This window comes from Bacillus sp. 1A, from assembly GCF_052682215.1.
Genome location: NZ_JBQYLZ010000001.1, coordinates 4,496,764 through 4,523,453, shown reverse-complemented (window position 1 = coordinate 4,523,453; position 26,690 = coordinate 4,496,764). Strand labels below are relative to the sequence as shown.

26 protein-coding genes and 2 pseudogenes are annotated in these 26,690 nt (G+C 33.3%); 24 read left to right on the top strand and 4 right to left on the bottom strand.

The window, feature by feature from the left end:
* Nucleotides 1–24: 24 nt before the first annotated feature.
* The 15 genes and pseudogenes from essC (at nucleotide 25) to ACUN0F_RS23100 (ending at nucleotide 16,800) form a co-directional block, all read left to right on the top strand.
* Entirely contained in the window at nucleotides 25–4,530 is a 4,506-nt protein-coding gene (gene essC / locus ACUN0F_RS23170; RefSeq protein ID WP_445540252.1) for a type VII secretion protein EssC, read from the top strand.
* Nucleotides 4,527–5,321 (top strand): DUF3952 domain-containing protein, encoded by a 795-nt coding sequence (locus ACUN0F_RS23165; RefSeq protein ID WP_098069216.1) that lies wholly within the window; start codon nucleotides 4,527–4,529, stop codon nucleotides 5,319–5,321. Before essC ends, ACUN0F_RS23165 begins: the two co-directional genes overlap by 4 nt.
* A gap of 25 nt (nucleotides 5,322–5,346) precedes the next feature.
* On the top strand, nucleotides 5,347–6,906 hold the full coding sequence (locus ACUN0F_RS23160; RefSeq protein ID WP_445540251.1) for a lipase family protein: 1,560 nt from the start codon (nucleotides 5,347–5,349) through the stop codon (nucleotides 6,904–6,906).
* 39 nt (nucleotides 6,907–6,945) lie between these two features.
* Entirely contained in the window at nucleotides 6,946–7,206 is a 261-nt protein-coding gene (locus tag ACUN0F_RS23155) for a hypothetical protein (RefSeq protein WP_016077813.1), read from the top strand.
* A 1-nt stretch (nucleotide 7,207) separates the two neighbouring features.
* The gene (locus tag ACUN0F_RS23150; RefSeq protein WP_086409583.1) at nucleotides 7,208–7,558 is read left to right on the top strand and encodes a DUF4176 domain-containing protein; all 351 of its coding nucleotides are present in this window, start codon (nucleotides 7,208–7,210) and stop codon (nucleotides 7,556–7,558) included.
* A 75-nt stretch (nucleotides 7,559–7,633) separates the two neighbouring features.
* Nucleotides 7,634–8,456, top strand: a pseudogene (locus ACUN0F_RS23145) (DUF3952 domain-containing protein).
* A 100-nt stretch (nucleotides 8,457–8,556) separates the two neighbouring features.
* On the top strand, nucleotides 8,557–9,351 hold the full coding sequence (locus ACUN0F_RS23140; protein ID WP_445540250.1) for a hypothetical protein: 795 nt from the start codon (nucleotides 8,557–8,559) through the stop codon (nucleotides 9,349–9,351).
* 206 nt (nucleotides 9,352–9,557) lie between these two features.
* Nucleotides 9,558–10,361 carry a DUF3952 domain-containing protein gene (locus ACUN0F_RS23135; RefSeq protein WP_445540249.1) on the top strand — a complete coding sequence of 268 codons (804 nt, stop codon included), beginning with the start codon at nucleotides 9,558–9,560 and terminating at the stop codon, nucleotides 10,359–10,361.
* 33 nt (nucleotides 10,362–10,394) lie between these two features.
* Nucleotides 10,395–11,210, top strand: a complete 816-nt coding sequence (locus ACUN0F_RS23130; RefSeq protein ID WP_445540248.1) for a DUF3952 domain-containing protein — start codon at nucleotides 10,395–10,397, stop codon at nucleotides 11,208–11,210.
* Between the two features lie 417 nt (nucleotides 11,211–11,627).
* Nucleotides 11,628–12,389: a hypothetical protein gene (locus ACUN0F_RS23125; RefSeq protein ID WP_445540247.1), complete on the top strand. Its 762-nt coding sequence runs from the start codon at nucleotides 11,628–11,630 to the stop codon at nucleotides 12,387–12,389.
* A gap of 62 nt (nucleotides 12,390–12,451) precedes the next feature.
* The gene (locus ACUN0F_RS23120) at nucleotides 12,452–13,222 is read left to right on the top strand and encodes a hypothetical protein (RefSeq protein WP_445540246.1); all 771 of its coding nucleotides are present in this window, start codon (nucleotides 12,452–12,454) and stop codon (nucleotides 13,220–13,222) included.
* Between the two features lie 62 nt (nucleotides 13,223–13,284).
* Entirely contained in the window at nucleotides 13,285–14,055 is a 771-nt protein-coding gene (locus ACUN0F_RS23115; RefSeq protein WP_445540245.1) for a hypothetical protein, read from the top strand.
* A 62-nt stretch (nucleotides 14,056–14,117) separates the two neighbouring features.
* The gene (locus ACUN0F_RS23110) at nucleotides 14,118–14,894 is read left to right on the top strand and encodes a hypothetical protein (RefSeq protein ID WP_445540244.1); all 777 of its coding nucleotides are present in this window, start codon (nucleotides 14,118–14,120) and stop codon (nucleotides 14,892–14,894) included.
* A 179-nt stretch (nucleotides 14,895–15,073) separates the two neighbouring features.
* Complete coding sequence (locus tag ACUN0F_RS23105; RefSeq protein ID WP_445540243.1) at nucleotides 15,074–15,850, top strand: hypothetical protein; 777 nt, start codon at nucleotides 15,074–15,076, stop codon at nucleotides 15,848–15,850.
* Nucleotides 15,851–16,026: 176 nt separating this feature from the next.
* Nucleotides 16,027–16,800 carry a DUF3952 domain-containing protein gene (locus ACUN0F_RS23100; RefSeq protein WP_445540844.1) on the top strand — a complete coding sequence of 258 codons (774 nt, stop codon included), beginning with the start codon at nucleotides 16,027–16,029 and terminating at the stop codon, nucleotides 16,798–16,800.
* Nucleotides 16,801–17,083: 283 nt separating this feature from the next.
* Here ACUN0F_RS23100 and ACUN0F_RS23095 read toward each other — a convergent pair whose 3' ends face one another.
* Entirely contained in the window at nucleotides 17,084–17,869 is a 786-nt protein-coding gene (locus tag ACUN0F_RS23095) for a GNAT family N-acetyltransferase (RefSeq protein WP_445540242.1), read from the bottom strand.
* Nucleotides 17,870–18,001: 132 nt separating this feature from the next.
* Between ACUN0F_RS23095 and ytfJ the strand changes: the two genes are divergently transcribed.
* The 4 genes from ytfJ to ACUN0F_RS23075 all read left to right on the top strand — a co-directional run bounded on the left by ytfJ (nucleotide 18,002) and on the right by ACUN0F_RS23075 (nucleotide 20,018).
* Complete coding sequence (gene ytfJ, locus ACUN0F_RS23090; protein WP_000349987.1) at nucleotides 18,002–18,427, top strand: GerW family sporulation protein; 426 nt, start codon at nucleotides 18,002–18,004, stop codon at nucleotides 18,425–18,427.
* A gap of 160 nt (nucleotides 18,428–18,587) precedes the next feature.
* Nucleotides 18,588–19,364 (top strand): oxalate:formate antiporter, encoded by a 777-nt coding sequence (locus ACUN0F_RS23085; RefSeq protein ID WP_000014094.1) that lies wholly within the window; start codon nucleotides 18,588–18,590, stop codon nucleotides 19,362–19,364.
* 51 nt (nucleotides 19,365–19,415) lie between these two features.
* Complete coding sequence (locus tag ACUN0F_RS23080) at nucleotides 19,416–19,736, top strand: hypothetical protein (protein ID WP_046959260.1); 321 nt, start codon at nucleotides 19,416–19,418, stop codon at nucleotides 19,734–19,736.
* 69 nt (nucleotides 19,737–19,805) lie between these two features.
* Nucleotides 19,806–20,018: a hypothetical protein gene (locus tag ACUN0F_RS23075; RefSeq protein WP_000842867.1), complete on the top strand. Its 213-nt coding sequence runs from the start codon at nucleotides 19,806–19,808 to the stop codon at nucleotides 20,016–20,018.
* A 30-nt stretch (nucleotides 20,019–20,048) separates the two neighbouring features.
* Here ACUN0F_RS23075 and ACUN0F_RS23070 read toward each other — a convergent pair whose 3' ends face one another.
* Entirely contained in the window at nucleotides 20,049–20,387 is a 339-nt protein-coding gene (locus ACUN0F_RS23070; protein ID WP_001253204.1) for a hypothetical protein, read from the bottom strand.
* Between the two features lie 204 nt (nucleotides 20,388–20,591).
* Here ACUN0F_RS23070 and ACUN0F_RS23065 point away from each other — a divergent pair, with 204 nt between their 5' ends.
* The 5 genes from ACUN0F_RS23065 (at nucleotide 20,592) to ACUN0F_RS23045 (ending at nucleotide 25,369) form a co-directional block, all read left to right on the top strand.
* On the top strand, nucleotides 20,592–21,272 hold the full coding sequence (locus ACUN0F_RS23065; RefSeq protein ID WP_445540241.1) for a class I SAM-dependent methyltransferase: 681 nt from the start codon (nucleotides 20,592–20,594) through the stop codon (nucleotides 21,270–21,272).
* 94 nt (nucleotides 21,273–21,366) lie between these two features.
* Nucleotides 21,367–23,055, top strand: coding sequence for a formate--tetrahydrofolate ligase (locus ACUN0F_RS23060; protein WP_046953671.1), 1,689 nt, complete (start codon nucleotides 21,367–21,369; stop codon nucleotides 23,053–23,055).
* A gap of 90 nt (nucleotides 23,056–23,145) precedes the next feature.
* Entirely contained in the window at nucleotides 23,146–23,673 is a 528-nt protein-coding gene (locus ACUN0F_RS23055) for a hypothetical protein (RefSeq protein WP_000460230.1), read from the top strand.
* A gap of 19 nt (nucleotides 23,674–23,692) precedes the next feature.
* Entirely contained in the window at nucleotides 23,693–24,862 is a 1,170-nt protein-coding gene (locus ACUN0F_RS23050) for a DEAD/DEAH box helicase (protein WP_000588608.1), read from the top strand.
* A gap of 123 nt (nucleotides 24,863–24,985) precedes the next feature.
* Nucleotides 24,986–25,369, top strand: coding sequence for a VOC family protein (locus ACUN0F_RS23045; RefSeq protein ID WP_264463147.1), 384 nt, complete (start codon nucleotides 24,986–24,988; stop codon nucleotides 25,367–25,369).
* 44 nt (nucleotides 25,370–25,413) lie between these two features.
* Here ACUN0F_RS23045 and ACUN0F_RS23040 read toward each other — a convergent pair whose 3' ends face one another.
* A complete protein-coding gene (locus tag ACUN0F_RS23040) occupies nucleotides 25,414–26,052 on the bottom strand; it encodes a zinc dependent phospholipase C family protein (RefSeq protein WP_000535608.1) in 639 nt (212 codons plus the stop codon).
* A 29-nt stretch (nucleotides 26,053–26,081) separates the two neighbouring features.
* Nucleotides 26,082–26,622, bottom strand: a pseudogene (locus ACUN0F_RS23035) (alcohol dehydrogenase catalytic domain-containing protein).
* Nucleotides 26,623–26,690: the final 68 nt, after the last annotated feature.

Below are 26,690 nucleotides of genomic sequence, written 5' to 3'. Positions count from 1 at the left end.
GTTGAAAAGGAGCAGTGAACACGCATGGAGCAACTATTAGTATTGACTTATGGAGACAAAATATATAAGTGCACATTACATCCAAATGAGCAATCAATAGTGTCGATTGGAAAAGAGTGGACAAATGATATTACAAATCCAAGTTTAGAACAAGAAGTAGAGTTAAAGTGGAATAATGAAGTAAATGCTTGGATGGTACAAAATCAATTAATAGAGTTCAATAAGGAATTTGAGATTGGAAAAACTAAAGATGTGAGCTTGAAAATCTTTATCTCTATTATTGGCACAACTAAAGTGTTTGATATCGGAACGAAACATTCTCTTACAATTAGTCAAAACAGTTTTGATGATATTTCTATTACTGGGGCAAATATAGATTTAATGCTATCTCGTGAAACGTTGTACGATTCTTTTAAAGTGAACGTATATGACGGGGATGTATTTCATAATTATACGAAGCTAAAAGATAGCGTTATGTTAGAAGCTGGAGACGTATTATATTTTGATGGTGTTTTAGTAGAAATAGGCAGTGAAGATATTCAAGTATTGTCTTCAGAAGAGAACGTTAAATCTACGTTACCTATTTTAGTAGAATCAGAAACGAATTATCAAAGTGGTTATCCAGACTATCATCGTTCACCACGTATTATTTACCGTGAACCAGAAGAGAAAATGACAATTGCAAAACCTTCAAGTATGCCGTCAAAACCGACTGAGCATTTGGCAAGAATCATTGCACCATCTCTTGTCATGATTGTCGTAACAGTATTACTTGCTATCTTTATGAAATATGGAATGTTTATTATTGCATCGATTGCGATGACATTAGTAACGATTATTGTTTCTGTCACATCTTATATAAAAAATTTAAAGCAATATAAAATCGACATTGTTGAACGTGATAAAAGTTATAGAGCGTATATAAAACAAAAAACGAAAGATTTACATGCAGAAAGTGAAAAGCAGCGTCATGCATTACAATATCATAATCCAAATGTTGAAGTTATACGTAATATGGCTATGCAAGTAAATCCACGTATATATGAAAAAACAATGTTACATCATGATTTCTTAACATTTAGCGTTGGAACAGGACAAGCTAACACAAGTTTTGAAATTCAATTTAATGAAGAAGAATTTAGTCAAACGAAAGATGAATTAATTGATATAGCACGTGAACTAAGACAGCGTTATCTTACTTTGGAAGATGTACCTGTTGTAACAGATTTGATAAATGGACCGGTTGGCTATATTGGACAACGCTCTTTAGTGTTAGAACAATTACAATTATTAGTTGTGCAAACCGCGTTATTCCATAGTTATTATGACTTGCAGTTTATTACTATTTTTCCTGAAGAAGAAAAAGAAAAATGGGATTGGATGCGCTGGTTACCTCATGGAAGTGTTCGCGATATAAATGTACGTGGATTTGTATATCATGATCGTAGCCGTGATCAAGTGTTAAATAGTTTGTATCAAATGTTGAAAGAACGAAAATTAAAACTAGATGAAAAAAGTTCAACGAATGAAAAAATGTACTTTGCACCGCACTATGTCGTTCTCATTACAGATGAAAAACTAATACTAGACCATGTTGTTATGGAATTCTTTAATGATGATCCGAGTCAATTAGGTGTATCACTTGTATTTGTACAAGATGTTATGCAAAGTTTACCGGAGCACGTGAAAACGGTAATAGACATAAGAGATGCAAAACAAGGGAACATCATCTTAGAACAAGGAGAGCTTGTAAACCGTCAATTTAAACTAAATCACGTACCGAAAGGGTTCAATTTAGAAGATGTTTCACGAGCATTAGCACCGTTAAATCATTTGCAAAACTTAAAAAATAGTATCCCAGAAAGTGTAACATTTTTAGAAATGTACGGTGTTGAGAAAGTAAAAGAACTGAATATCACAAGTCGCTGGGAGAAAAATGCAGCGCATAAATCTTTAGCTGTACCACTTGGATTACGTGGTAAAGAAGATATCGTAAACTTAAACTTACACGAAAAAGCACACGGACCACACGGGTTAATAGCAGGTACAACAGGTTCAGGTAAGTCGGAAATTATACAATCGTATATATTATCTCTAGCGGTCAATTTCCATCCTTACGAAGTAGCCTTTCTACTAATTGACTATAAAGGCGGCGGTATGGCGAATTTATTCAAAAACTTACCGCATTTATTAGGAACAATTACGAACTTAGATGGAGCACAAAGTATGAGAGCGCTCGCATCAATTAAAGCTGAATTGCAAAAAAGACAACGCTTATTTGGGGAAAATGATGTAAACCATATTAATCAGTATCAAAAATTGTATAAAGAAGGCTTAGTAAGTGAACCGATGCCACATCTATTTTTAATTAGTGATGAATTCGCGGAACTGAAGTCAGAACAACCAGAATTTATGAAAGAGTTAGTTTCAACAGCGCGTATCGGTCGTTCACTTGGAATTCATTTAATATTAGCTACGCAAAAACCGAGTGGTGTTGTAGATGATCAAATTTGGAGTAACTCGAAATTCAAACTAGCATTAAAAGTTCAAAATACGTCAGATAGTAATGAAATTTTAAAAACACCAGATGCTGCTGAAATTACATTACCAGGACGTGCTTACTTACAAGTTGGGAATAATGAAATTTATGAACTATTCCAATCAGCTTGGAGCGGAGCAGACTATGTAGAAAACAAAGAGGATAAAGAACATTTAGACGCAACAATCTATGCAATAAATGATCTAGGACAATATGAAATATTAAGTGAAGACTTAAGTGGACTTGGTAGCAGTAAAGAAGTAATAAGCGTACCATCTGAACTGGATGCTGTTATTGACTACATTCACGATTACGCAGAAATAAATGAAATTGAAGCGTTAGCTAGACCGTGGTTACCGCCACTTCCAGAAAGCGTATATTTACAAGACTTACACGCTATTCAGTTCAAAGAAGCATGGACGAAAGAAAAGAAACCATTAAAAGCAACAGTTGGTCTACTAGATCAGCCTGAATTACAATCACAAACACCATTAACATTAGATATTAGTAAAGACGGACACGTAGCGGTCTTCTCAAGTCCAGGCTACGGAAAATCAACATTCTTACAATCAGTCATTATGGATGTAGCTCGTCAGCATAGTCCGGAGCATTTGCATGTGTATTTAGTGGACCTTGGAACAAATGGTCTTCTACCTTTGAAAGGATTACCTCATGTAGCGGATACGATTACGATTGATGAATCTGAAAAATGTTTAAAGTTTGTTGAAAGATTAACTCAAGAAATGAAAAATCGTAAACGATTATTAAGTGAATATGACGTTGCAAATATTGAAATGTATGAAAAGGCAAGCGGGAAAGAAATACCACATATTATTATTGCAATCGACAATTATGATGCAGTAAAAGAAGCGAAGTTCTATGAAAGCTTTGAAATGCTAATTATGCAAATTGTCCGAGATGGTGCAAGTTTAGGAATTCATACCTTAATTAGTGCAGGGCGACAAAATGCACTTAGAATTCAATTGTACAATAATATTAAAATCCAAACTTGCCTATATATGATTGATCAAAGTGAAGTAGCTAGTATTGTAGGGAGATCTGATATAAAAGTGGAAGAAACAGCAGGAAGAGCGTTAATAAAACTAGAATCTCCTACATTATTCCAGGTTGCATTACCTACGAAAGCAGAAGATGAATTACAGCAAATTCAATTATTACAACAAGAAGCAAATGATATGGATCGAGAATGGGATGGAGAACGTCCGAAGGCAATTCCAATGATGCCAGAAGTGATTGATATTGCTACTTATCGTAAAAATAAAGACGTTACAAAAGCTCTACAAGCAGCAAGAATTCCAATGGGGCTTGATTTTGCAAACGTAGAAGTTATAGCTCATGATATTGCAGTGAATGATCATTTAATGATTTATAGTGTAGATGATAGTATGAGAAAACAAATTGTATCTAGCATCCTATCTCAATTGAATAAAGATTATTTTGAAAGTGTGACGTTGGTGGATACAGCAGAGTATAGTTTCGTTCAATATAAAGACGATGTGACGCACTACATTGTAGACGAAAATGAAATCAATATGCATGCGAAGTATTGGATGGAAGTAATTCGTGAACGAGCTTTTGAATTAGCACAAGCAAGACAAGAAGGTAGAGAAATTCCTGCATTCACAAAACAACTCATTATCATGACAAATGTTGAAGAGTTTAGTAAATTTGTTTATTTAGAAATGGAGGATGCAGCGACTTTAATTGATTTATCTCGTACAGTAGGTATTTACTTTGTATTAGCAGGTCACCACGACTACATGGACCGAAATCGTGAAGCTCTACCTATGAAAATGAGAAGTAAACTAACAGCAGCAATTATCGCAATGCCATTAAATGATCAAAGTATCTTCAATATAAAATATATAAGCAACGAAGCGCCATTAGGTAAAGATGAAGTGTATTACTATCAAAAAGGGAACATAATGAAACTAAAAATGCCTAGAGTAACTAACGAGGTGACAGTATGAAATTAAAGAAGAAAGCTAAGGTGATGATAGTCGTGTCAATAGTGGCAAGTTTATTAAGTGGATGTGGTTTTGGAGAGACAAAGATAGAGTATGAGAGATTAGTAAAGGCATTGGATGAAGGGGACATGAAGACAGTTATGTCTGCGAGTGATGATGGGTATGCGTATGTAACCCAAAGAGGTATATATAGTACATTTGAACAAAAGGAAGATGGAGAGCATAGTAAAACAATCTACCAAACTTCGACAGGCGTATATAATATAAAAGATAAAAGTTTATATGGGAATACAACACAAGAAATTACCTCGGAAGTAGATGATAAAAATTATAAAGAAGAAGTTAATTATAGTACAAATATTATGTATAAAAATGAAAAGGTGCAAAGTCCGGATTCAAATCTAGATGTTTCATACGTGAACTTAATTGTAGATCGTTTAAAAGGAATAGGGAAACTAAAGATAAAACCTGGAGATGATATAAAAAAGTTTGATCAACCTAATTCAGTGGGATATCGACTAACTGAATCCGAATTCCAGAGTATTATTAATGGTAAGTTAAAAATAAATTATGATGAATATGATGGATCAACAATTTCACTAAGTTTTGACTCTGCAAAAAATCCCAAACAGATATTACAATTAAGTATTGATATAGATTATAAAACAAAAAATGAAGATGGAAAAATAGTGAAAAATATGGTCCAAATAATAACATATTTTGATAAGAAACAAAATAATATTCATGATGGGAAAAAAGAATATTTAAATTATAAGGAAGATTACACAAAATAATAAATGATTAGGAGAGAGGGAGAAAATGGGTAAGGAAGTGAAACTAGGTAATAAGTTAAAAATAAGTTCTGATTGGGGGAAATTAGAGCTAGCAGGTGAGGATATCTATAAATTTAAAGCTGGTAAGCCTCCATATGATAAATCAAAAATAGATAATATAACGAGATTAGAAAAAAGATTTAATGCAACAATTGTAGATCGACAAGTTGATGAGAATACAGGATTTGCTGCATACGCTTTTAAAGATAACTCTACAGGAGAAATTGTTATAACATACGTAGGAACGGAAGATGCAACGGATGCAATAACAGATGGTGAAATTGGGGGACATAATATAACTGGTGCAAATAAAATAGTGTTAGGTAATTGGGAACACGATTTTACAGTCAAACAGTATGATCAAGGAGAAGAATTTTATTTGAAGGTTAAACATGATAACCCTGCTGCCAAAATTAGTGTAACAGGGCATTCATTAGGTGGTGGTTTAGCTAATACGGTATCGTTAAGGCACCAAGAAGATAATATTGAATCATTAACATTAAATCCAGCACCTATATTAAATCGAGATGTTGATAAATTTGGTAATGGATTTGATATGAATAATATTAGGAATGTTATTAATGAAAAGGATCCATTACATCTCGGAATAAAAATGGCGGATTTTACAATACCTGGGAGAATGTATATAATTCCAAACCAAGCATGGCATTCTTACGTTTTCTCTATGAAAGATTATGATAATAAGGGCAAGTTAATATGGTTTGATAAATTACCCAGTACTAATGATACTGGAGGGGATATAATTCCAGGTTTTGTAGAGTTTACCCAATCGGCAGGTGGTTTTTATACAGGTCTTATAAATAAAAAATTTGATAGAAAAGTTTCTTTAGCGGAAGAACAAGTCGCAGGTATAGGAATAAACTTTATCATACAAGGAACACCGATTTCATCGATTTTATGGGTGGCACTTACCTATTCAGATGCTGTACAAGCTGGGAGAGAGTATAGAAAAATAAAGGGTCAAGTGACAGAAAGTATTTATAACCTCAATAAAAAGTATGAAGGACTAAAATCTCAAATTACAGCAGAAGCAATCCAATTTAGTATAATGGCTACAGTTGAAATTAAAGGAGCGGTAGATATCGCTGTAGAATGGATTGAAACAACTTTAGCGAAATGTAAGGAAAAAGTTTTAGAAGTATTAGAGTCTGTATTTAATACTGCTATAAATTTTTTAGCTGGAAGTGTTGTAGTATATTTAGCTACAAGTGAAATTTTAGAAATTGCAAAAGAAGTTGCAGCTTCTTACGTGCAAGATTTACTAGATTTGTTTAAAGGAGATTTTGTAGTTGATACAAATGTAGCTGCAATTGTATCTGAACATATATTAAGTCATCGTCACTCATTGTTAAATCTCTTTATGAATGATAACAACAGGGGGATAAACCGTTCTTTATTAGGTGAAATTGCTAAAGATGTGAAGGAGTTATCAAAAGATTTAAAGCAATTAAACGACGATGTTTCAGAAGCGGTATTTTCTATGTTTGCAAAAGACGAAGAATTAGGAGCAGTTTCATATTATTAAAGCTCCAAGTTTATAAATTTAAAAGAGAGGGGTATGAAGGTGGATTTACATACGATAATGTCAAGGGTTCATAGTACATTTCCAGCTAGTGGTGGACGAGAACAAATTATAAACGTTGTAGTGCAATTAGAAAAAGCAGCTGCATCTTTAACAGGGGAAATTAGAAGGTTAGAGAGTAGTATTGATAGTACATTACAAGGAAAAACACGTGAGGCATTTATTGATCGGATCCGTCAATTAGAGAAAAAAAGACAAAAAATAGAAGAGAAAATTAGCGTACTAAAAGGGACAGTGAATTAATATGAAAGACTATATGGATAAAGTATTACCTTTAGGCAGTGTTGTAAGATTGGGTCTTAAAGAAGAGGAAGATGCGGAGTATGTAATTACTACGAGAGGTTTATTACTTGATGAAAACACATTCTATGATTATGGCGGAGTGTTGCATCCAGTGGGTTTAACCGAAGAGACGTATAAATTATTTAACCACGCGGATATTGCAGAGGTTAAATTTGAAGGGTATCGAAATAAAATTGAAGGTCAATTCGCAGCTAAGTTTAAAATGTGGCGGAATGAGTTTGTTGAAAAAGTAATTGAAAAAAATAAAAAGCAACAACAAGCACAAGAGTTAGAAATAAAGGGAAAAAAATAAATTTAAAAGGAAATAAGCTTTCCTCTTCCAAAATGGAAAGAGGAAAGCTTATTTTGATTGAATAAGGGTGTTAGTATGAAGTTCAAGAAGAAAGCTAAGATGATGATAGTACTGTCAATAGTAGCAAGTTTATTAAGTGGATGTGGCTTTTGGGAGACAAAGATAGAGTATGAGAGATTTGTTAAGGCATTAGAAGAAGAGGACATGAGTACGGTAATGTCTGCGAGTGATGATGGGTATGCTTATGTGATCCAAAGAGGTATTTATAGTACATTTGAGAAAAAAGAAGATGGAGAGCACAGTAAGACAATTCGTCAAACTACGGAAGGTGTATATAATACAAAAGATAAAAGTTTATATGGAGAGGCGATACAAACAGTTGCGACTGAAATAGAAAAAGACAAGGGGGAAAGGACAAATGAAAATTATAAAAAAAAACTATTTATAGTACTCATGTTAAGTATGAAAATGGACAGGTGAAAAGTTCGGATTCAAATCTAGATGTTTCATACGTAAACTTAATTGTAGATCGTTTAAATGGGATAGGGAAACTAAAGATGAAGCCCGAGGATGATATAAAAAGTTTGATCAGCCTAATTCAGTGGGATATCGACTAACTGAATCTGAATTTAAAGATATTATTAATAATAAATTAAAGATACAATACGATGAATTTGATGGAGCAACAATCGTATTGCGCCTGGATGCCCCCAAAAATCCAAAACAAATTTTGCAAATGAGGATAGATATAGACTTTAAAGAAAAGAATGAGGATGGAAAATTAGTAGAAAATATGTTCCAAATAATAACGTATTTTAATAGAAAACAGGATAATAACCAAGATGCGAGACAGGAATATTTAAAATACAAGGCGCAGTACAACAAAAGAGATGGTTAAGAGTGGCGATGAAAATAAAAAGGTATAAAATCAGGGACTAAAAAAATTGCATCTTTATTTTGGTAATATACTATAGTTCGGGGAAAGGTGGAGCTAACAAATGTGGAGCATAAAAGAAGAAGATTTAGATGAATTTAAAATAACATGTAGACATCGTTTAAGCCCTGAAGGAGCTATGTTGTTTATGTTTGGTGGAATGCTTTATAGTTCGTTATTGATGCTTTTTATTTTTGTAGCATTAATTAGATTTGGCTGGGATTACTATCCGACTCTTTTTGACACAGTAATAGTTAGAATGGAATTGTTGTTATATAGCCTACAAGTAATCTTTTTTATTATATATCTGATCCCTAAGGTACGTTTTAAATTTCAAAAGCTCCAGACATTGGTGATATTATTATATGCGTTTCAGTTAGGTACTATAGGTCTTACGGCATTTGTTCTTCCAGGGATGAGTAATTATTCTATTAATTTTATTACGCTTATTTATGTAGGTTTACTAGTATTAGGAGCAATACTTGTTCATGGTGTAACAACAGTTGATACTTTTAAACAAGCAAGTAAAGGTGCATTTAGTATGGGAGAAAGATCTACTTCATTTTTTAATAAGGCAAAGAAAAATGTAATGTTTGGTGTGGCAATTTATGTACTAATTCTTCTTGTTTTAATTTATGTACAAAATAATTACTCATTGAGCATAATGTTTGGTTACTTTATATTTACGTTCATCATGTACGCGATAGCCATAGGCGCAGCTGAGTTCCAATTATTAGCCTATTGTAGATTTAAATTTACATCATTTTATATTTCGTGGGAGGAACATGAAAGGGAATGTCAGAAAAGACTAAAGCTTTATGAAGAGAAGGAAAAAAAGCAAGCCAAAGAAATAAAATAAAATAAGTTTTGGTTTCTGAAAATTCGAATAGAATATATAAGCAATAAAGGATTGTATATAAATCGATGCTATTAAAAATTAAAGTATCTTTAATATAATCTGTATGAGTAAATAAATACCAATAAGTAAAGGTGAAATATATTACTATCCAAAAAGGAACATAATGAACTTAAAAAAATGCTTAGGGAAATCAACGGGGTGCCAGTATGAAGTTAAAGAAGAAAGCTAAGATGATGATAGTTCTGTCAATAGTATCAAGTTTATTAGGTGGATGTGGTTTTGGAGAGACAAAGATAGAGTATGAGAGATTAGTAAAGGCATTGGATGAAGGTGATATGAAGACGGTTATGTCTGCGAGTGATGATGGGTATGCTTATTTGAAAGAAGAGGTTAGGGATAGCACGTTTTGGGCGGAAACTGATAATCGCATTAGCGTTGTATATCAAACAACAGGAGGAGTATACAATATTAAAGAAAAAAAGTTCTATGGAACAACTTTTCAAGAAATTACTAGTTCATTAAATAGTGAGCAAAAAAAAGAAGAGATTGTATATAGAACTAGTATTAAATACGAAGATAATCAATCAAAAAGTCCAGATCAAAATTTGGATGTTTCGAATGTTCGATTTATATTTAATAGATTAAAGGGAATAGATAGTTTAAGGCCAAAAAAAGATAAAAAAAGATTTAATGAACCACCCAAGGTAACATATTACTTAACTGAATCGGAATTTCAAGAAATAATTAATAATAAGTTAAAGGTGGACTACGAGAAATTTGATGAAGCAATATTATTAATGGAGTTTAGTTCGGCGAAAGATTCAAAAGAAAATCCAATGGAATTCACTACAATAAGCATCACAATGGGATATGAAAAAAAGAATAAAGAAGGCCGATTAATAAGGCATGATCAAAAAATAGCAATCTATTTAAATAGTAAAGAAGATAATGATAAAGCTTCTAAAACCCGATATGAGAAGTATGAAAAACAATATTTGAATAGCAAGTAATGTATAAAATAAGGGGAAAGGTGTAGTTATGGCATGAGTAAAAGGTTAGTTAAAAAAATAGTTATTGTAATGACTGTAACGTTTTTACTAAGCGCGTGCAGTTTCGGGGAAACAAAAATAGAGTATGAGAGATTAGTAAAGGCATTGGATGAAGGTGATATGAAGACGGTTATGTCTGCGAGTGATGATGGATATGCATATGTGAAAGAAGAGACTAGCGACAGTGCTTATGAAGAAAAAGAAGATGGTGAACATAGCAGGATAATATATCAAACAACCCATGGAATATATAATGTGAAAGAAAACGACTTATATGGGAAAACAACTCAAAAGATTGCTACTGATATAAAAAATGATAAAAACGTTGGTAGTAATCAAAATTACAAAAAAGAAACTGTCTATAGTACAAATTTGAAAAATGAAAAATCTCGTTCAATAGCCCAGAATCAAGGCATAGATATTTCATATGTAAAAATAATGTTTAGAGGATTAAATGAACTTAGTAAATTAAAACCGAGTGAAGATACAAAAAGATTTAGTGAACCTAGCATAATAAGCTATGATTTAACTGAATTACAGTTTAAAAGCATAATAAATGACAAGTTAAATTTAAAATATGATAAATTTGATTCTGCAATATTGATGATTGAATTTAATACGCCTAATGATACAAAAGAAAATCAAATGAGAATAATACAAATAACAATATTGGTAAATTATGAAGAAAAAAAAGAAGATAAGCTTATAAAACGCAATCAAGAGATTTCAACATATTATCATACCAGGGAAGATAATAATCAAAGTTCCAAAAAAGAATATGTAAATTATGAAAAAGAGTATATAAATTAAAAATAATATATTTTGATTGAATTTTGAGAATGATAAATGTTGTGAGGATATGAGTAAAGGGGTAGTGAAAAATAGTTACTGTGATAACAGTTATGTTTTGCTGAGCGCGTGTAGTTTTAGGAAATCAAAATAAAGTATGAGAGCCTAATAAAGGAAATGGATGAAGGTGACAAGAAGACGGTTATACTTAAGTGAAAGAGAGAAGAATATTTGGAACTTTTGAGGAGAAAGGATACTATTTGAACTATCAAAAAGCATTCTGAGTATATGATTATGGTAATTAATGTGGTAATGGTATATCTAAAAGATTATCTGAATTTAATTGTACAAAGATCTATGTACTTAAAAATATTAAGAATGTAATAGAATTTTAGTGCACGAAAATTATTTAAACTGTATAGAAGGGGAAATATCAGGGTGTGGAATATAAAAGAAGAAGATTTAGATAAATTTCGAATAACATGTCAAGGACGTTTAAGTCCTGAAGGTGCTACGGGTTTTATGGTTGGAACAATATTTTATATTTCAATATTTATGTTTGTTATTTTTGTAGGTGATTTGAATTACTACAACAATTTTTTTAATAGAACAATTGTTAAAACTGAAATTGTGTTATTTAGTATTCAAATTATATTTTTAATTATATATCTATTTCCGAAAGCATGTTTTAAATTTCAAAAGTTACAAACGCTAATCGTATTACTATATGCGTTTCAACTTGGAACGATATTATTTGTAGTTTCGATTGTTTCTGAAATGGCTGACAATTCAATTGGTAGGATGTATACCGCGCTACTAGTTGTAGGAGCAGTTATTATCCATATTGTAGCAACGCTAGATACATTTAAACAAGCAAGTGAAGGTGCATTTAGTAGTGATGAAAGATCCACCTCGTTTTTTAGTAAGACAAAAGGAGCTATGATAAAGGGGGCTATAATATATATATTAATACTACTTATTTTAATGTATTTTCAAAATGATTATTCAATTGATTTTTTTGTTATGTATGGAGTAGGAACTGTATTAATGTATGCGGTTGCAATCGGAGCGGCAGAATTCCAACTATTGGCGTACTGTAGATTCAAATTTAAGTCATTTCATATGACGTGGGAGGAGAATGAGAGAAAGTGTGGAAGAATCCGAAAACAAAATAAGAAATTCAAAACGAAAAATAAATAATATATTAATAGAATTTTAGTGTTCGAATAATAATTGAAACGAATAGAAGGTGAAGAGCCAGGATGTGGGATATAAAAGAGGAAGATTTAGATAAGTTTAGGATAACATGTAATGATCGTTTAAGTCCTGAGGGTGCTATGGTTTTCTTTATTGGAGGGATAGTTTATACTTCAGTATTTATGTTTTTTATTTTTATGGGGGGATTGGATTATTATCATACTTATTTTGATAAAACAATTGTTAAAACTGAAATTGTTTTATATAGCTTACAATTCATCTTTTTAATTCTATATTCATTTCCAAAAGCACGTTATAAATTTCAAAAGTTACAAACGCTCGTTGTATTATTATATGCATTTCAATTAGGTACAATAACATTTACAGCGTTAGTTCTTCCTGGGATATCTGATTATTCAATTGATCGAATGACTTTAATTTGTGTAGGGTTATTATTTGTAGGAGCAGTTATCGTTCATATTGTGACAACAATTGATACATTTAAACAAGCGAGTGAAGGTGCGTTTAGTAAGGATGAAAGATCCATCTCATTTTTTAGTAAAACAAAGGGGAATGTGATGAAGTGGGCTACAATATATGCGCTAATCCTGTTTATTTTGATATATTTTCATAATGATTATGGAATTGATGTTTTAGTTCTTTATGCGGTAGGTATTGTTTTACTGTATACAGTAGCCATTGGAGCGGCGGAATTTCAACTATTGGTGTACTGTAGATTTAAATTCAAGTCATTTCATATGTCATGGGAAGAGAATGAGAGAATGCGTGGGAGAATTCGAAAGCAAAATACAAAATCCAAATCGAAAAGTAAATAAGAGTGAAATAGAATTGAAGTGAATGAAAATTATTTAAACTGTATAGAAGGTGAAATGTTAGGGTGTGGAATATAAAAGAAGAAGATTTAGATAAGTTTCGAATGACATGTCAAGGGCGTTTAAGTCCTGAAGGTGCTGCGGGTTTTATGCTCGGAACGATATTTTATACTTCATTATTTATGGTTATTATTTTTGTGGGAGGAATGGATTATTATACTACCTTGTTTGATAAGGTAATTGTTAGGATTGAATTAGTGTTATATGGTTTGCAAGTAATGTTTTTAATACTATATTTATTCCCTAAAGCTCGTTATAAATTTCAAAAATTACAAACGCTCGTTATATTATTATATGCATTTCAACTTGGAACTATCGGATGCACGTTATTTGTTCTTTCTGGGATGATAGAGCATTCAATTAATCTCAATACACGTGTTTATGTAGGGCTATTAGTATTAGGTGGAATTATTGTTCATATTGTGACAACAGTTGATACATTTAAACAAGCAAGCGAAGGTGCATTTAGTAGTGGAAACAAATCAGATTCGTTTTTTAGTAAAACAAAGGGACATGTTATACGAGTTGCTGTAATTTACGTGTTAATTCTTCTTGTTTTAATTTATATAAATAATAATTACTCATTAAACACAATGTTTGGTTATGGTATGTGTAATGTTGTTATGTATGCGGTAGCAATCGGAGCGGCAGAATTCCAACTATTGGTGTACTGTAGATTTAAATTCAAGTCATTTCATATGTCATGGGAAGAGAATGAGATAAAGTGTGGAAGAATTCGAAAACAAAATAAGAAATTCAAAACGAAAAATAAATAATATATTAATAGAATTTTAGTGCGCGAAAAATAATTGAAACGTATAGAAGGTGAAGAGCCAGGATGTGGAATATAAAAGAGGAAGATTTAGATAAGTTTAGGATGACATGTAATGATCGTTTAAGTCCTGAGGGTGCTACAGGATTTATGTTTGGAGGAATACTTTATAGTTCAATAGCCGTTTTTTCTATTATTGTATCAGGTGATTGGGATTACTGTATGGTTCTCCTTAATATAGGAATTGTTAAGTTGGAAGTGTTGTTATATGCTCTGCAAGTAATTTTTTTCATTCTATATTTATTTCCAAAAGCTCAATTTAAATTTCAAAAGCTACAAACAATTGTTGTATTATTAAATGCATTTCAAATGGCAACAATATTACTCGTAGTTTTGATTGGTACTAAAATGGCTAATAATTCAATTGATCAGATTACATTACTGTATGCAGGATTATTATTTTTAGGAGCAGTAATTTTTCATATTTTGACAACAATTGATACGTTTAAACAGGCAAGTGAAGGTGCATTTAGTATGGATGAAAGATCCGCTTCCTTTTTTAGTAAAGCAAAAGGAAAGATGATGAAGTGGGCTACATTATACGCAGTAACTATTCTTATTTTGCTATATTTTCATAACGATTATGGATTTGATACTTTAGGTATGTATGTAGTAGGGACCTTTTTAATGTATACGATAGCCATAGGTGCAGCTGAATTTCAGCTATTAGCGTATTGCAGATTTAAATTTCCGTCATTTAATAAAACGTGGGAGCAACATAAAAGAGAAACTCCAAGATATCAAAAGAAAAATAAAAAAAGTAAATCGAAACGTAAGGCATAAAGGGAAATGGCAGAATAAATTAGAATGTCCGCCATTTAATATAACGTGGGAAGAGAATGAGAGAATGCGTGGGAGATTTTGAAAGCAAAATACAAAATCCTAATCGAAAAGTAAATAAGAGTGAAATAGAATTGAAGTGTATGAGAATTATTTAAACTGTATAGAAGGTGAAAAACTGAGTGTGGAATATAAAAGAAGAAGATTTAGATAAGTTTCGGATGACATGTGAATATCGTTTAGACCCTCAAGGTGCTACAGGATTTATGTTTGGAGGAATACTATTTAGTTCAATCACAATTTTTTCTATTGTTTTATCAGCTGGGTGGGATTACTGCATGCTTCTCTTTAATATAGGAATTGTTAAGTTAGAAGTATTTTTATATATTATACAAATAATTCTTTTCGTTTTTTATTCATTTCCGATAGCTCAATTTAAATTTCAAAAACTACAAACCCTTGTCGTATTATTATGTTCATTCCAATTGGCAACAATAGCTCCTATTGCTTTGACTGTTACCAAAATGGCTAATAATTCAATTGATTGGATTACAATACTGTATGCGGGTTTATTGCTTTTAGGAGCAGTAATTTTTCATGTTTTGACAACAATTGATACGTTTAAACAAGCGAGTGAAGGTGCGTTTAGTATGGATGAGAGGTCTGCTTCTTTCTTTAGTAAAACAAAAGGGAAGATGATGAAGTGGGCTACACTATACGCAGTAACTATTCTTATTTTGATATATTTTCATAACGATTATGGGTTTGATGATTTATTTATGTATGTAGTAGGGACCTTTTTAATGTATACGATAGCCATAGGTGCAGCTGAATTTCAGCTATTAGCATATTGCAGATTTAAATTTCTATCATTTAACAAAACGTGGGAGCAACATAAAAGAGAGACTCCAAGATATCGAAAGAAAAATAAAAAAGGTAAATCGAAGCGTAAGGCATAAAGAAAGTGCGTATTGTAAGTTTTGATGATAGAAAAGTAATTATTTACAGGAGAGTATTTTAACTTCTAAAAGAAAATTTAATTATGTAAGGTGATTAAAGTGATTAGAAGGTTATCTGATCGAAAATGTAGAGTGGGTAGTGTGATGATGAAATGAACACAAAAAAGGTTTCTAAAATGATTACTATCATAATAACAATCAGCCTACTACAAGCATGTAGTTTTTTTGAAAAAAAGATAGAATATGAGCCATTTGTCAAAGCTTTGGATGAAGGTGATATGAAAAAGGTTATGTCTGCGAGTGATGATGGATATGCGTATGTGAAACAAAGAGGTATATATAGTACATATGAGCAAAAGGAAGATGGAGAGCACAGTAAAACAATCTATCAAACTTCGAAAGGCATATATAATACGAAAGATAAAAGTTTATATGGAAATACAACACAAGAAATTACCTCGGAAGTAGATAATAAAAATTATAAAGAAGAAGTTAATTATAGTACAAATATTAGTTATGAGAATGGACAGGTACAAAGTACGGATTCAAGTCTGGATGTTTCATACGTGAACTTAATTGTAGATCGTTTAAAAGGGATAGGGAAACTAAAGATGAAGTCAGGAGGTGATATAAAAAAGTTTGGTCAGCCTAGTACTGTTGGATATACACTAACTGAATCAGAGTTTCAAAATATTATTAATGATAAGTTGAAAATACAATATGATGAATATGGTGGTGGATCGATCGCACTGCATATTGAGTTTACAAAGGGCTCAGAGCAGATATTGGAAGTGAGTATTGTAGTGAATTATAAAAAGAGAAATGAAGAAGGAAAGTCAGTAGAACACATATCACAAATACACACATACTTTGATAGTCAACAAGGTAATAATCAGGACGCGAGACAGGAATATATTGATTTTAAAGCACAGTATAATAAGAAGCAGTAATATTAAAAAGAGCATTTGCACGTAATGATAATAGCGACATAAGTGGAATAAATGTTTCATAAATATAGTGGAAAGAATTTGAGGGTAAACGCCCCAATTGCTGGAGTAGGTGCAACAATTGGGGCGTTTATCTATCTAAATTTAGCTTGAATACATAACATGTTTTAGTTAGAGTATTGCTCCGCAAGTAGTTTTTCCATCTTCATAATAACGGTGTGAAGTTTTTGTGTAATCGGCTTTTATTGCTAAGTTACAACTATTTCCTCTTATAGAGTACTTCTTATTATCGATACATCGTCCACATTCCAATGTCTTTAAATCCTAGTCGTTTATAAATACGTCCAGCAGCTGGATTGTTATAAAATAAACAAAGTGTTCGGCCTTCTTTCGTAAAGTCTTGAGTCATTTTTTGTAATATGAGTGAAGCAAATCCATTTCCGCGGTAGTTCGGATGCGTACATACGCCAACAACCATTGCAGATAATGAGTTTTCAGCGGAAGTTGAGGCGGATGCGATGATTGCGCCGTTTTTTTCAATATAATATGTACGTCCTGTATTGGTTTCGATAGCTTGCCTTAAAATTTTTTCTGATTCATGAGCAGTCGGGAATTCATCGATGCTACTTCTTAATTGCATAATTCGCTCTAAGTCATCTAGTGTGGCAAGTTTAATTGTTTCTTGGATAGGCGTGCTAGGTAAGTTGTTGTCATCTAGGCATTCGCAAAAATACATTTCATTTTTAGTACCTAGTTGTATATTTGAAGCAGTTTCAAATCGTTCTACAATAGTTGACTTACCAGAGAGTTTAAGCGGCTTATATGCGGAAAGAAGTGCCTCATAGTCAGTAACCACAAACTCTTCTTTACTATAAGGTATAAATGTATCGTGAAAGCGAAGTAAAATCGATTTTAATGTTCCGTTCTCTTCAAATACTCCCCATAATACTTGAAAATCTGTATCATAACCGAAAGCTTCAATATCTCCAATAATAAATAAGTTAAGGGCTGCTTCTTCTTTTAGGTAAGCGAATACTTGTTCATGATCTTTCTTTGTTAATTTTCGCATCATAACGAATCGACCTCTTTTTTTATTTTTCTAAATATTACAACTTAAGTTTTTTGAAATCAATATAAAATTTTATGTTTAGTTCACAAACTTTCGGAAAAACTAGGAAAGATATGACAAAGGAGGTTATGAACGGTGGATCATCCAATTCAAGGGTTAATGAAAGCGGCAATGGAAAATTTGAAGGAAATGGTCGATGTAAATACGATTGTTGGAGAGCCTGTTCAAACGGCTGACGGTGGTGTAGTGTTAACGGTTTCTAAAGTAGCGTTCGGTTTTGGAGCAGGAGGTTCTGATTTCCAAACGAATGATGGACAAAGAGCAAACGGTAACCCTGCATTTGGTGGCGGTAGCGCGGGTGGTGTTTCTATTACACCAGTAGCATTTCTTGTAGTGAATAAAGATGGAGTAAATATTCTGCATCTACAAAATGCGACACATTTAGCAGAAAAAATGATTGAGTTAGCTCCACAAACAATTGATAAAATTCAATCGATGTTCCAAAAAGATGAAAAGAAAGAGGGAAATCATCATCCTCAAAACCCAGATGAAATCCTTTAAAAACACCTGCTCACGAGCAGGTGTTTTTTCTTGTAATCACTATGTAATAAAACACATGAAATTGTAAATAGTTTTTGAATTTTTTTCTATGTTTCTAAAATTTTTCATGTTAAAATATGCTATAGAATTGAAACATATAAAACGAAGGTGGCTAGGTGCTTTGTCTGGAGGATCTGACCAAGTAAAGAATATGATATATATTAATGGTAATCGTCGGGGTCATTGTTTTATTACATCAGGAATTACGTTTAAAGAGTTTGCAAGTAACATCCCTTCACCGCTTCATCAAGTGTTGCTTTTGAAGCATAACTTTGAATGGACAGATTTTCATTATCATACTTTATTTGAATATGTTGAGGAAGAAAATATACATAAGCTAATTCAAGCAGAGATTGATGAATTTGATGAATTTTGTTGGGTAGATTTTGATGATGCAAGCGATTTAGATGAATTAGAGCCAAAAGAAATTGCAGAGCTTTTATATTTGGCTCACAAAAAAGAACCACTTGCAAGAACATTCTTTCCGCTATTGAAAAATAGATTTGTTTATTTTTCACATGATGACGGATGGTACAACAAAGTGTATTATCGTAGAATTGCTGACTTTGTAGGAATGTTAAGTAAAGTCATTCCTTATAAACTCGGTGCTTTCGGTAAGAAACGTTTTTCTTTGTTCCAAAAATCAAAAATTTTCCCAGCCATTTCGAAAGAAGTGATCATGGGGCTTCTTCCATTAATGGAAGATGGTCTTTATATTGATCTAGCAGGGAAAATTGAGTCAAGAAGAGGTCTTGAAATTCCGGTATATGTAGTTGGTTCGTATGAAAGTACGGATGAGGTACTAGATAATATTGATGAATTGAAAGAAGAAGCAACAGAGACAGGTTGGCTCATTTTTGATAAGAAAGAACAAGAATGGCAATGGGTTGTGGACTAAGAAAACTTGGCGTATGTAGTCAAGTTTTCTTGTCATTTGAAAGGAGTACAAATGAAGAAATATTATACAATTGTGGGTATTATAAGTATTATTCTCGTGGCGATTTTACTTATTACTTGTCCGAAAGAATCAGATTTTAAAGTGTATGTAGAGGATAAGTATGCATTGAAATGTGATGAGAGTAGTTTTGAATGCACACAAAATGTAGATGGTAAAAAAGAAAAACTACAATTTGAAAGTATAGATGCACGAAATGGTGTATTCTTTATGACTGTAAAGCAAACATTTAAAACAGAAGCTGGTGTTACGAAAGAATATAGCGGAGTAGGAATGTTTGGTACATTTCTTTTTGTTTCAGAGAAGACTTTCTAGTAATAGAAGGTCTTTTTCTTATGCTTATGTTCATATAGATGAAGTAAGACAAGCATAGGAGGGGTAGTGATGAAGAGTACATGTATCGTTTGCGGTGGTGAGGAGTTTTTTTCCTCAACTTTGTATGCACGCACGAAACAAGATTGGGCATATGCACCAAATATGTATCGATTTGAAAAGGTGTTTATTGAGCATCGGGATGAAGAAAATTACCCAGTGTTTCAAGAAATTACAGCGAAACATTGTTGTGGATGCGGTCATATTATGTTGTATCACGAATGAACACACCAAGTATAACTTGGTGTGTTTTTTTTAAAACGCTGACAAAGCAAGCGGATAAAGTAAAGTAAATAAAACAGAAAAACTACCAAAGCCAATTGCTGTATATCCAAGTGTTCTCGCTCCGAAATTGACAGCTAATAAGCCAACTAAAATCGCGAGAGAACCGAGTGTAACCGGATAAAATGCAATTGAGAAAAGCGAAAGAAATAAAGCGACATAGCCAATCATTGCACCAGTATTTGTACCTTCTATTTCATTTGTAATTTCTTTACGCTTATGTCTAATTGGAATGCCAGCTGGTGATATTTCAGCTGCATACTCTTCATTTTTTTCACCACTTTTAAAATGATGATTTCTCTTTCTACGCATGTACATCCCTCTCTTTCAATTGGGTGTACCTATAGTATCTTTCATAAAGAGAAGAACATGAGTATGAGTTAAACCCAAGTAAAGCAAAAATTGGAGAATAAAGATTCCATCATTAGCTTGTACATCTCCTAGTGAAGATAAACAGGAATTTTGGAAAATGATGTAGAATGAAATGAGTGATAAAACGTGAAGGCAGGGGAATGTATGACGAAATTTAATTGGCATGAATCAGCAGAGAAAAAATGGGATAATAGTGCAGAATTTTGGACTCAAAATAGTCAGGAGATGTGGGACAGCGGGAGTAGGAGTACAATTATTCCATTTTTTGAACAATACGTGAAAAAAGAAGCTCAAGTGCTTGATGTTGGTTGTGGTGATGGATATGGTACATATAAATTAAGTCGGACGGGCTATAAAGCAGTTGGAGTAGATTTATCAGAAGTGATGATTCAAAAAGGGAAGGAGCGCGGAGAAGGACCGAATTTATCTTTTATAAAAGGGGATCTTTCTTCCTTACCATTTGAAAATGAGCAATTTGAATCAATTATGGCAATTAATTCTTTAGAATGGACCGAGGAGCCATTACGAGCATTAAATGAGATAAAGCGCGTTTTAAAAAGAGATGGGTATGCATGTATTGCAATTTTAGGACCGACAGCAAAGCCTCGAGAGAACAGTTATTCTCGTTTATATGGCAAAGACGTTGTTTGTAATACGATGATGCCTTGGGAGTTTGAACAGTTAGCGAAAGAACAAGGTTTTGAAGTTGTGGATGGGATCGGTGTATATAAGCGCGGAGTAAATGAGAAGATGCTAGGTCAACTATCTATCGAGTTACAACAATCGTTAACATTCTTATGGGTATTTATGTTAAAAAACGCATAAAGAAATGAAAGAATTTTTAGGAGGTAAATAAGTGCAGAAAATACAAAAAACTGATACAATATCATCAGAACCAATTAAAGGGGGACTAGGGTATATGACAACTACTACAACAGTTAAATCCGATATTGAAATCGCGCAAGAAGCGAGTATGAAGAAAATTCAAGAAATTGCAGCTGAATTAAATATTTTAGAAGATGAATTAGAGCCATACGGGCATTATAAAGGTAAGTTATCTCTTGACATTTTTAAGCGCTTACAGGATGAGAAAGACGGTAAAGTTGTTTTAGTAACAGCGATTAACCCAACTCCAGCTGGAGAAGGTAAATCAACAGTAACAGTTGGTTTAGGTCAAGCTTTTAATAAAATTGGTAAGAAAACAGTAATTGCACTTCGCGAACCATCTCTTGGACCAACGATGGGGCTAAAAGGTGGAGCAGCAGGTGGTGGTTTTTCACAGGTTGTACCTATGGAAGACATTAACCTTCACTTTACTGGAGATATTCATGCGATCACAACTGCCAATAACGCGTTAGCGGCGTTTATTGATAATCATATCCAACAAGGAAACACACTTGGAATTGATACGCGTAAAATCGTTTGGAAACGCTGTGTTGACTTAAATGATCGTGCCCTACGTAACGTAGTAATTGGTCTTGGTGGACCAGTTCAAGGTGTACCACGTGAAGACGGTTTCGATATTACAGTAGCATCTGAAATTATGGCCGTATTCTGCCTTGCAACAGATATACAAGATTTAAAAGCGCGTCTATCTCGCATCGTAGTTGCTTATAACTTTGCAAATCAACCTGTAACGGTTAAAGATTTAGGTGTAGAAGGTGCGTTAACATTATTATTAAAAGATGCATTAAAACCAAACTTAGTGCAAACGTTAGAAAATACACCAGCTATCATTCACGGTGGACCATTTGCGAATATCGCTCACGGTTGTAACAGTGTTATCGCTACAACAATGGCCGCAAAATTAGGTGATTATGTTATTACAGAAGCTGGATTTGGTGCTGATTTAGGTGCAGAGAAGTTTTTAGATATTAAAGCTCGTGCAGCTGGCATTAAACCAGAAGCAGTTGTTATTGTTGCGACTATTCGTGCGCTTAAAATGCATGGCGGCGTAGCAAAAGATCAATTAAAAGAAGAAAATGTAGATGCATTAGCAAAAGGTATGGAAAACTTACAGAAGCATGTTGAAACAATTCAAAGCTTCGGTGTGCCTTTCGTAATTGCAATTAATAAATTCATTACAGATACAGATGCAGAAGTTGCTTACTTACAAGAGTGGTGCAATGAGCGTGGCTATGCAGTATCCTTAACAGAAGTTTGGGAGAAAGGTGGCCAAGGCGGAGTTGACCTTGCTGAAAAAGTATTAAAAGAAATCGAAAAAGGTGAGAACAACTACGCACCACTTTATGAATTAGAATTACCATTAGAAGAAAAAATTCGTACAATTGCTCAAAAGGTGTATGGTGCAAAAGATATTGAATTTGCTCCGAAAGCACGTAAGCAATTAGCTCAATATGAAGGAGAAGGTTGGAGTAACCTACCAATTTGTATGGCGAAAACACAATACTCTCTTTCTGACGATGCAACGAAATTAGGTCGTCCATCTGACTTCATCGTTACAATTCGTGAGCTAAAACCATCTATTGGTGCAGGGTTTATCGTTGCGTTAACAGGAACAATGTTAACAATGCCAGGCCTTCCAAAACAGCCAGCAGCACTACAAATGGATGTAAATGAAGATGGAAAAGCAGTAGGTTTATTCTAAAAGGTTGTAATTCATCTCGTTTATCTGTACACTATATATACATCAAGTGGCGCCTTTCCATCGAAAGGCGCCTGTTTTTTGGAGGAAATTATGTTTGATCCAACTGCTTTTGATAATTTAAAAGTAATCGTAGAAGGTGCTGTTTATGATTTTGATTTACATGGAGATATTCTTGTAACAGATCGAAAAGATATGATGGACCTTGCCTCATTAAGTCGTATATACCGTATTTCATTTCAATTAACAGAACCGTTCGAACCGGTAGTAAAAGCAACATTTTCACTATCTGTAGATGCAAAGAACTTGTCTGGTGAAATATTGGAAGTACCACAATTTACACCAGGTTGTGAAATGAAGTTAGCATTTTCATTCCCGATAGAAAAGCCAGAGGTAGTGTGTGAAGAAATTGAAAATTTCATGCATTCTATATGGGGAAAAGAAAGAATGATTACGCAGAAAATTTCATACGAATATAATAAGCAAGCGATTTCATATCATAATAAGGTAGAGGTTCTATTTCAAAAAGCGATTACAGAAGACCATGTTGATGATTTAATAGCTGTTATTTCACACATGATAGAAACGGTGCGAACAATACAACATTTTCTTCAAAAATAGAGATAAAGGAGAAAAACAAATGATAAAAGATATGCAACCATTTTTACAACAAGCTTGGGAGAAGGCTGGTTTTAAAGAATTAACTGAAATTCAAAAACAAGCGATTCCAACTATTTTAGAAGGACAAGACGTTATAGCTGAATCTCCAACTGGAACAGGAAAAACATTAGCGTACTTATTACCCCTTTTACATAAAATTAATCCTGAAGTAAAACAACCACAAGTTGTTGTTTTAGCGCCAACACGTGAGCTTGTCATGCAAATTCACGAAGAGGTTCAAAAGTTTACAGCAGGGACTGAAATTTCAGGGGCATCTTTAATTGGTGGTGCAGATATTAAGCGCCAAGTTGAAAAATTAAAGAAACATCCGAGAGTAATTGTCGGTTCACCAGGACGTATTTTAGAATTAATTCGAATGAAAAAGCTAAAGATGCATGAAGTGAAAACGATTGTATTTGATGAGTTTGATCAAATTGTAAAACAAAAGATGATGGGCGCAGTACAAGATGTAATTAAATCTACAATGCGAGATCGTCAATTAGTATTCTTCTCGGCGACAATTACAAAAGCGGCAGAAGATGCTGCACGTGATTTAGCAGTTGAACCACAATTAGTACGTATAACACGTGCAGAGTCAAAAAGCTTAGTTGAGCATACGTATATCATTTGTGAGCGACGCGAAAAAAATGATTACGTAAGAAGAATTATGCATATGGGCGATGTAAAAGCAGTTGCTTTCTTAAATGACCCATTCCGTTTAGATGAAATTACACAGAAATTGCAATTCCGTAAAATGAAAGCAGCAGCTCTTCATGCAGAGGCAAGTAAGCAAGAGCGTGAAGCAACGATGCGTGCTTTCCGCGGAGGGAAATTAGAAATTCTACTTGCTACTGATATTGCAGCACGCGGTATTGATATCGATGATTTAACACATGTAATCCACTTGGAGTTACCAGACACAGTAGACCAATATATACACCGCTCAGGACGTACAGGACGTATGGGTAAAGAAGGAACAGTCGTTTCTCTTGTAACACAACAAGAAGAGCGTAAATTACTTCAATTTGCAAAAAAACTAGGCATCGTATTTACGAAGCAAGAAATGTTCAACGGATCATTTGTAGAAACGAAACCGAAAGCACCAAAGAAAAAGAAACCAGCGTTTACTGGGAAGAAAAAACCTAGATAAATAATGGAGAAGGCGTAGCTACTTGTAGTTGCGTCTTTTATGTTTGTAATTGAATGAAAAAGGAATAATAATAACATCTGTAGAAACCTACATAGAATATAAAAACCATTAGGGGGAAAAACAATGATTCATAAAGTCGGACAAATTATGTTATATGTAAATAATCAAGATGAGGCAGTACATTTTTGGACGGAAAAGGTAGGGTTTCATGTAGTTGCAGAGGAAGATAATAAGCAAGGAATGAGATGGATTGAAATCGCTCCGACTAACAGTGCAGAAACGAGCATTATATTACATAATAAAGAAGTTATTTCTAAGATGAGCCCAGAATTAAATCTTGGTACACCGTCCCTAATGTTCTTCTCAGAAAATCTTGATCAACTATATACAGATTTAAAAAATAAAAATGTTACTGTTGGCGAAATGGTAACTATGCCTTCTGGTAAAGTATTTAACTTTGCTGATAGTGAAGGGAATTATTTTGCGGTTATGGAAAAGAACAAATAATAATATTGCTATGTGAAAATCCCCCTCAAATATATTGAGGGGGATTACATGTTTGAAGTGGATTTTTCATTAGAGAGTTGTTTAATAAAAAATGTCCCTTTTTCAATAGCTGTTTCAATATAACCAACGATTTGATCGAACGTAAATACTTGCAAGTTTTCATGTAAATGTTGCTCTGGATACAACATATCTTCAAAAAGATACTTTCGAAAAGCTAAAACGTTTTCTTTAGAAACCTCTTCAATATCTATAATGTGAGCCTCTTGATTGAGAAGAGAGAAGAGCCGTTGTTCTTTATCGTAATGATAAAGTAATTTTGCGTTCAATAATTTAAAGTCGTTGTAGTACATAGGCGCGATAGTTTCGTCATTTTCGATTCTGTTTTTAAGCCAAGGTAGAAAAAAGCCGCTTAGCCAATTATCATCGGCAATGAGGTGGGTGCAATAGCCTAGGAGAAAAGGGGACTCCATATAATCTTTATATTTATGAATAAATGATCCATAATCAATTCGTCTCGTATAGTCTTTCGTTGAGCCGGCGTAAAAATGTGAGGTGACTTTTTCTATCTTTGAATGCACAGCATCAGGGGCCACACCTCCAAGTATAAAAGAAGTTTTATCTTGAATAGATAATTTCTCGGCAATCCTGTTAGCGATAATAGCATGCATAATTCGTGATCCCATGAATGACACCTCGGTTTCAAGTATTCATTTCAGGAAGGGGACTGAACAGTTAGTATTACTTTCCCTGTACTTTTTCTACTTTCGACCCATTCATGTGCTTTCCCTGCATCTTGAAGTGGAAAAGATTTCGCAGCTTTCATTTTCAGACGGCCATCACGTAAATAACGGAAAACTTCATTTGCAGTTTCTTGGAGTAGTTCAGGACGTTTTTTTCGTGTAGTACCAAAGCTAAAACCGAGTATAGAGCGGCAACTTGCGTGTAAATCTTTCGTTTGCGACAACGTATTCTGCGTAAGATCCATTTTGAGGAAAAGCAATGACACGTTGTCCAGGATAAATATTTTTCACATGAGAACCGACACGTTCTACAATACCAGCGGCATCTATCCCTGGTATAAAAGGTAGTGCTTTATTTCCTTTTTTACCATAACGGGATTTAATATCAGCGAAATTTACACTAGTAGTAACAACGCGAATTAAAACTTGATCTTCTGAAATAGCTGGAATATCTACATCTGTATATTTCATCACTTCAGGACCACCGAACGACGTTACAACGATAGCCTTCATCATTTATCCTCCTAAATTTGACTATATAAATCATTTTAAGACTTCATTAGAAATTGGAGAATTATATA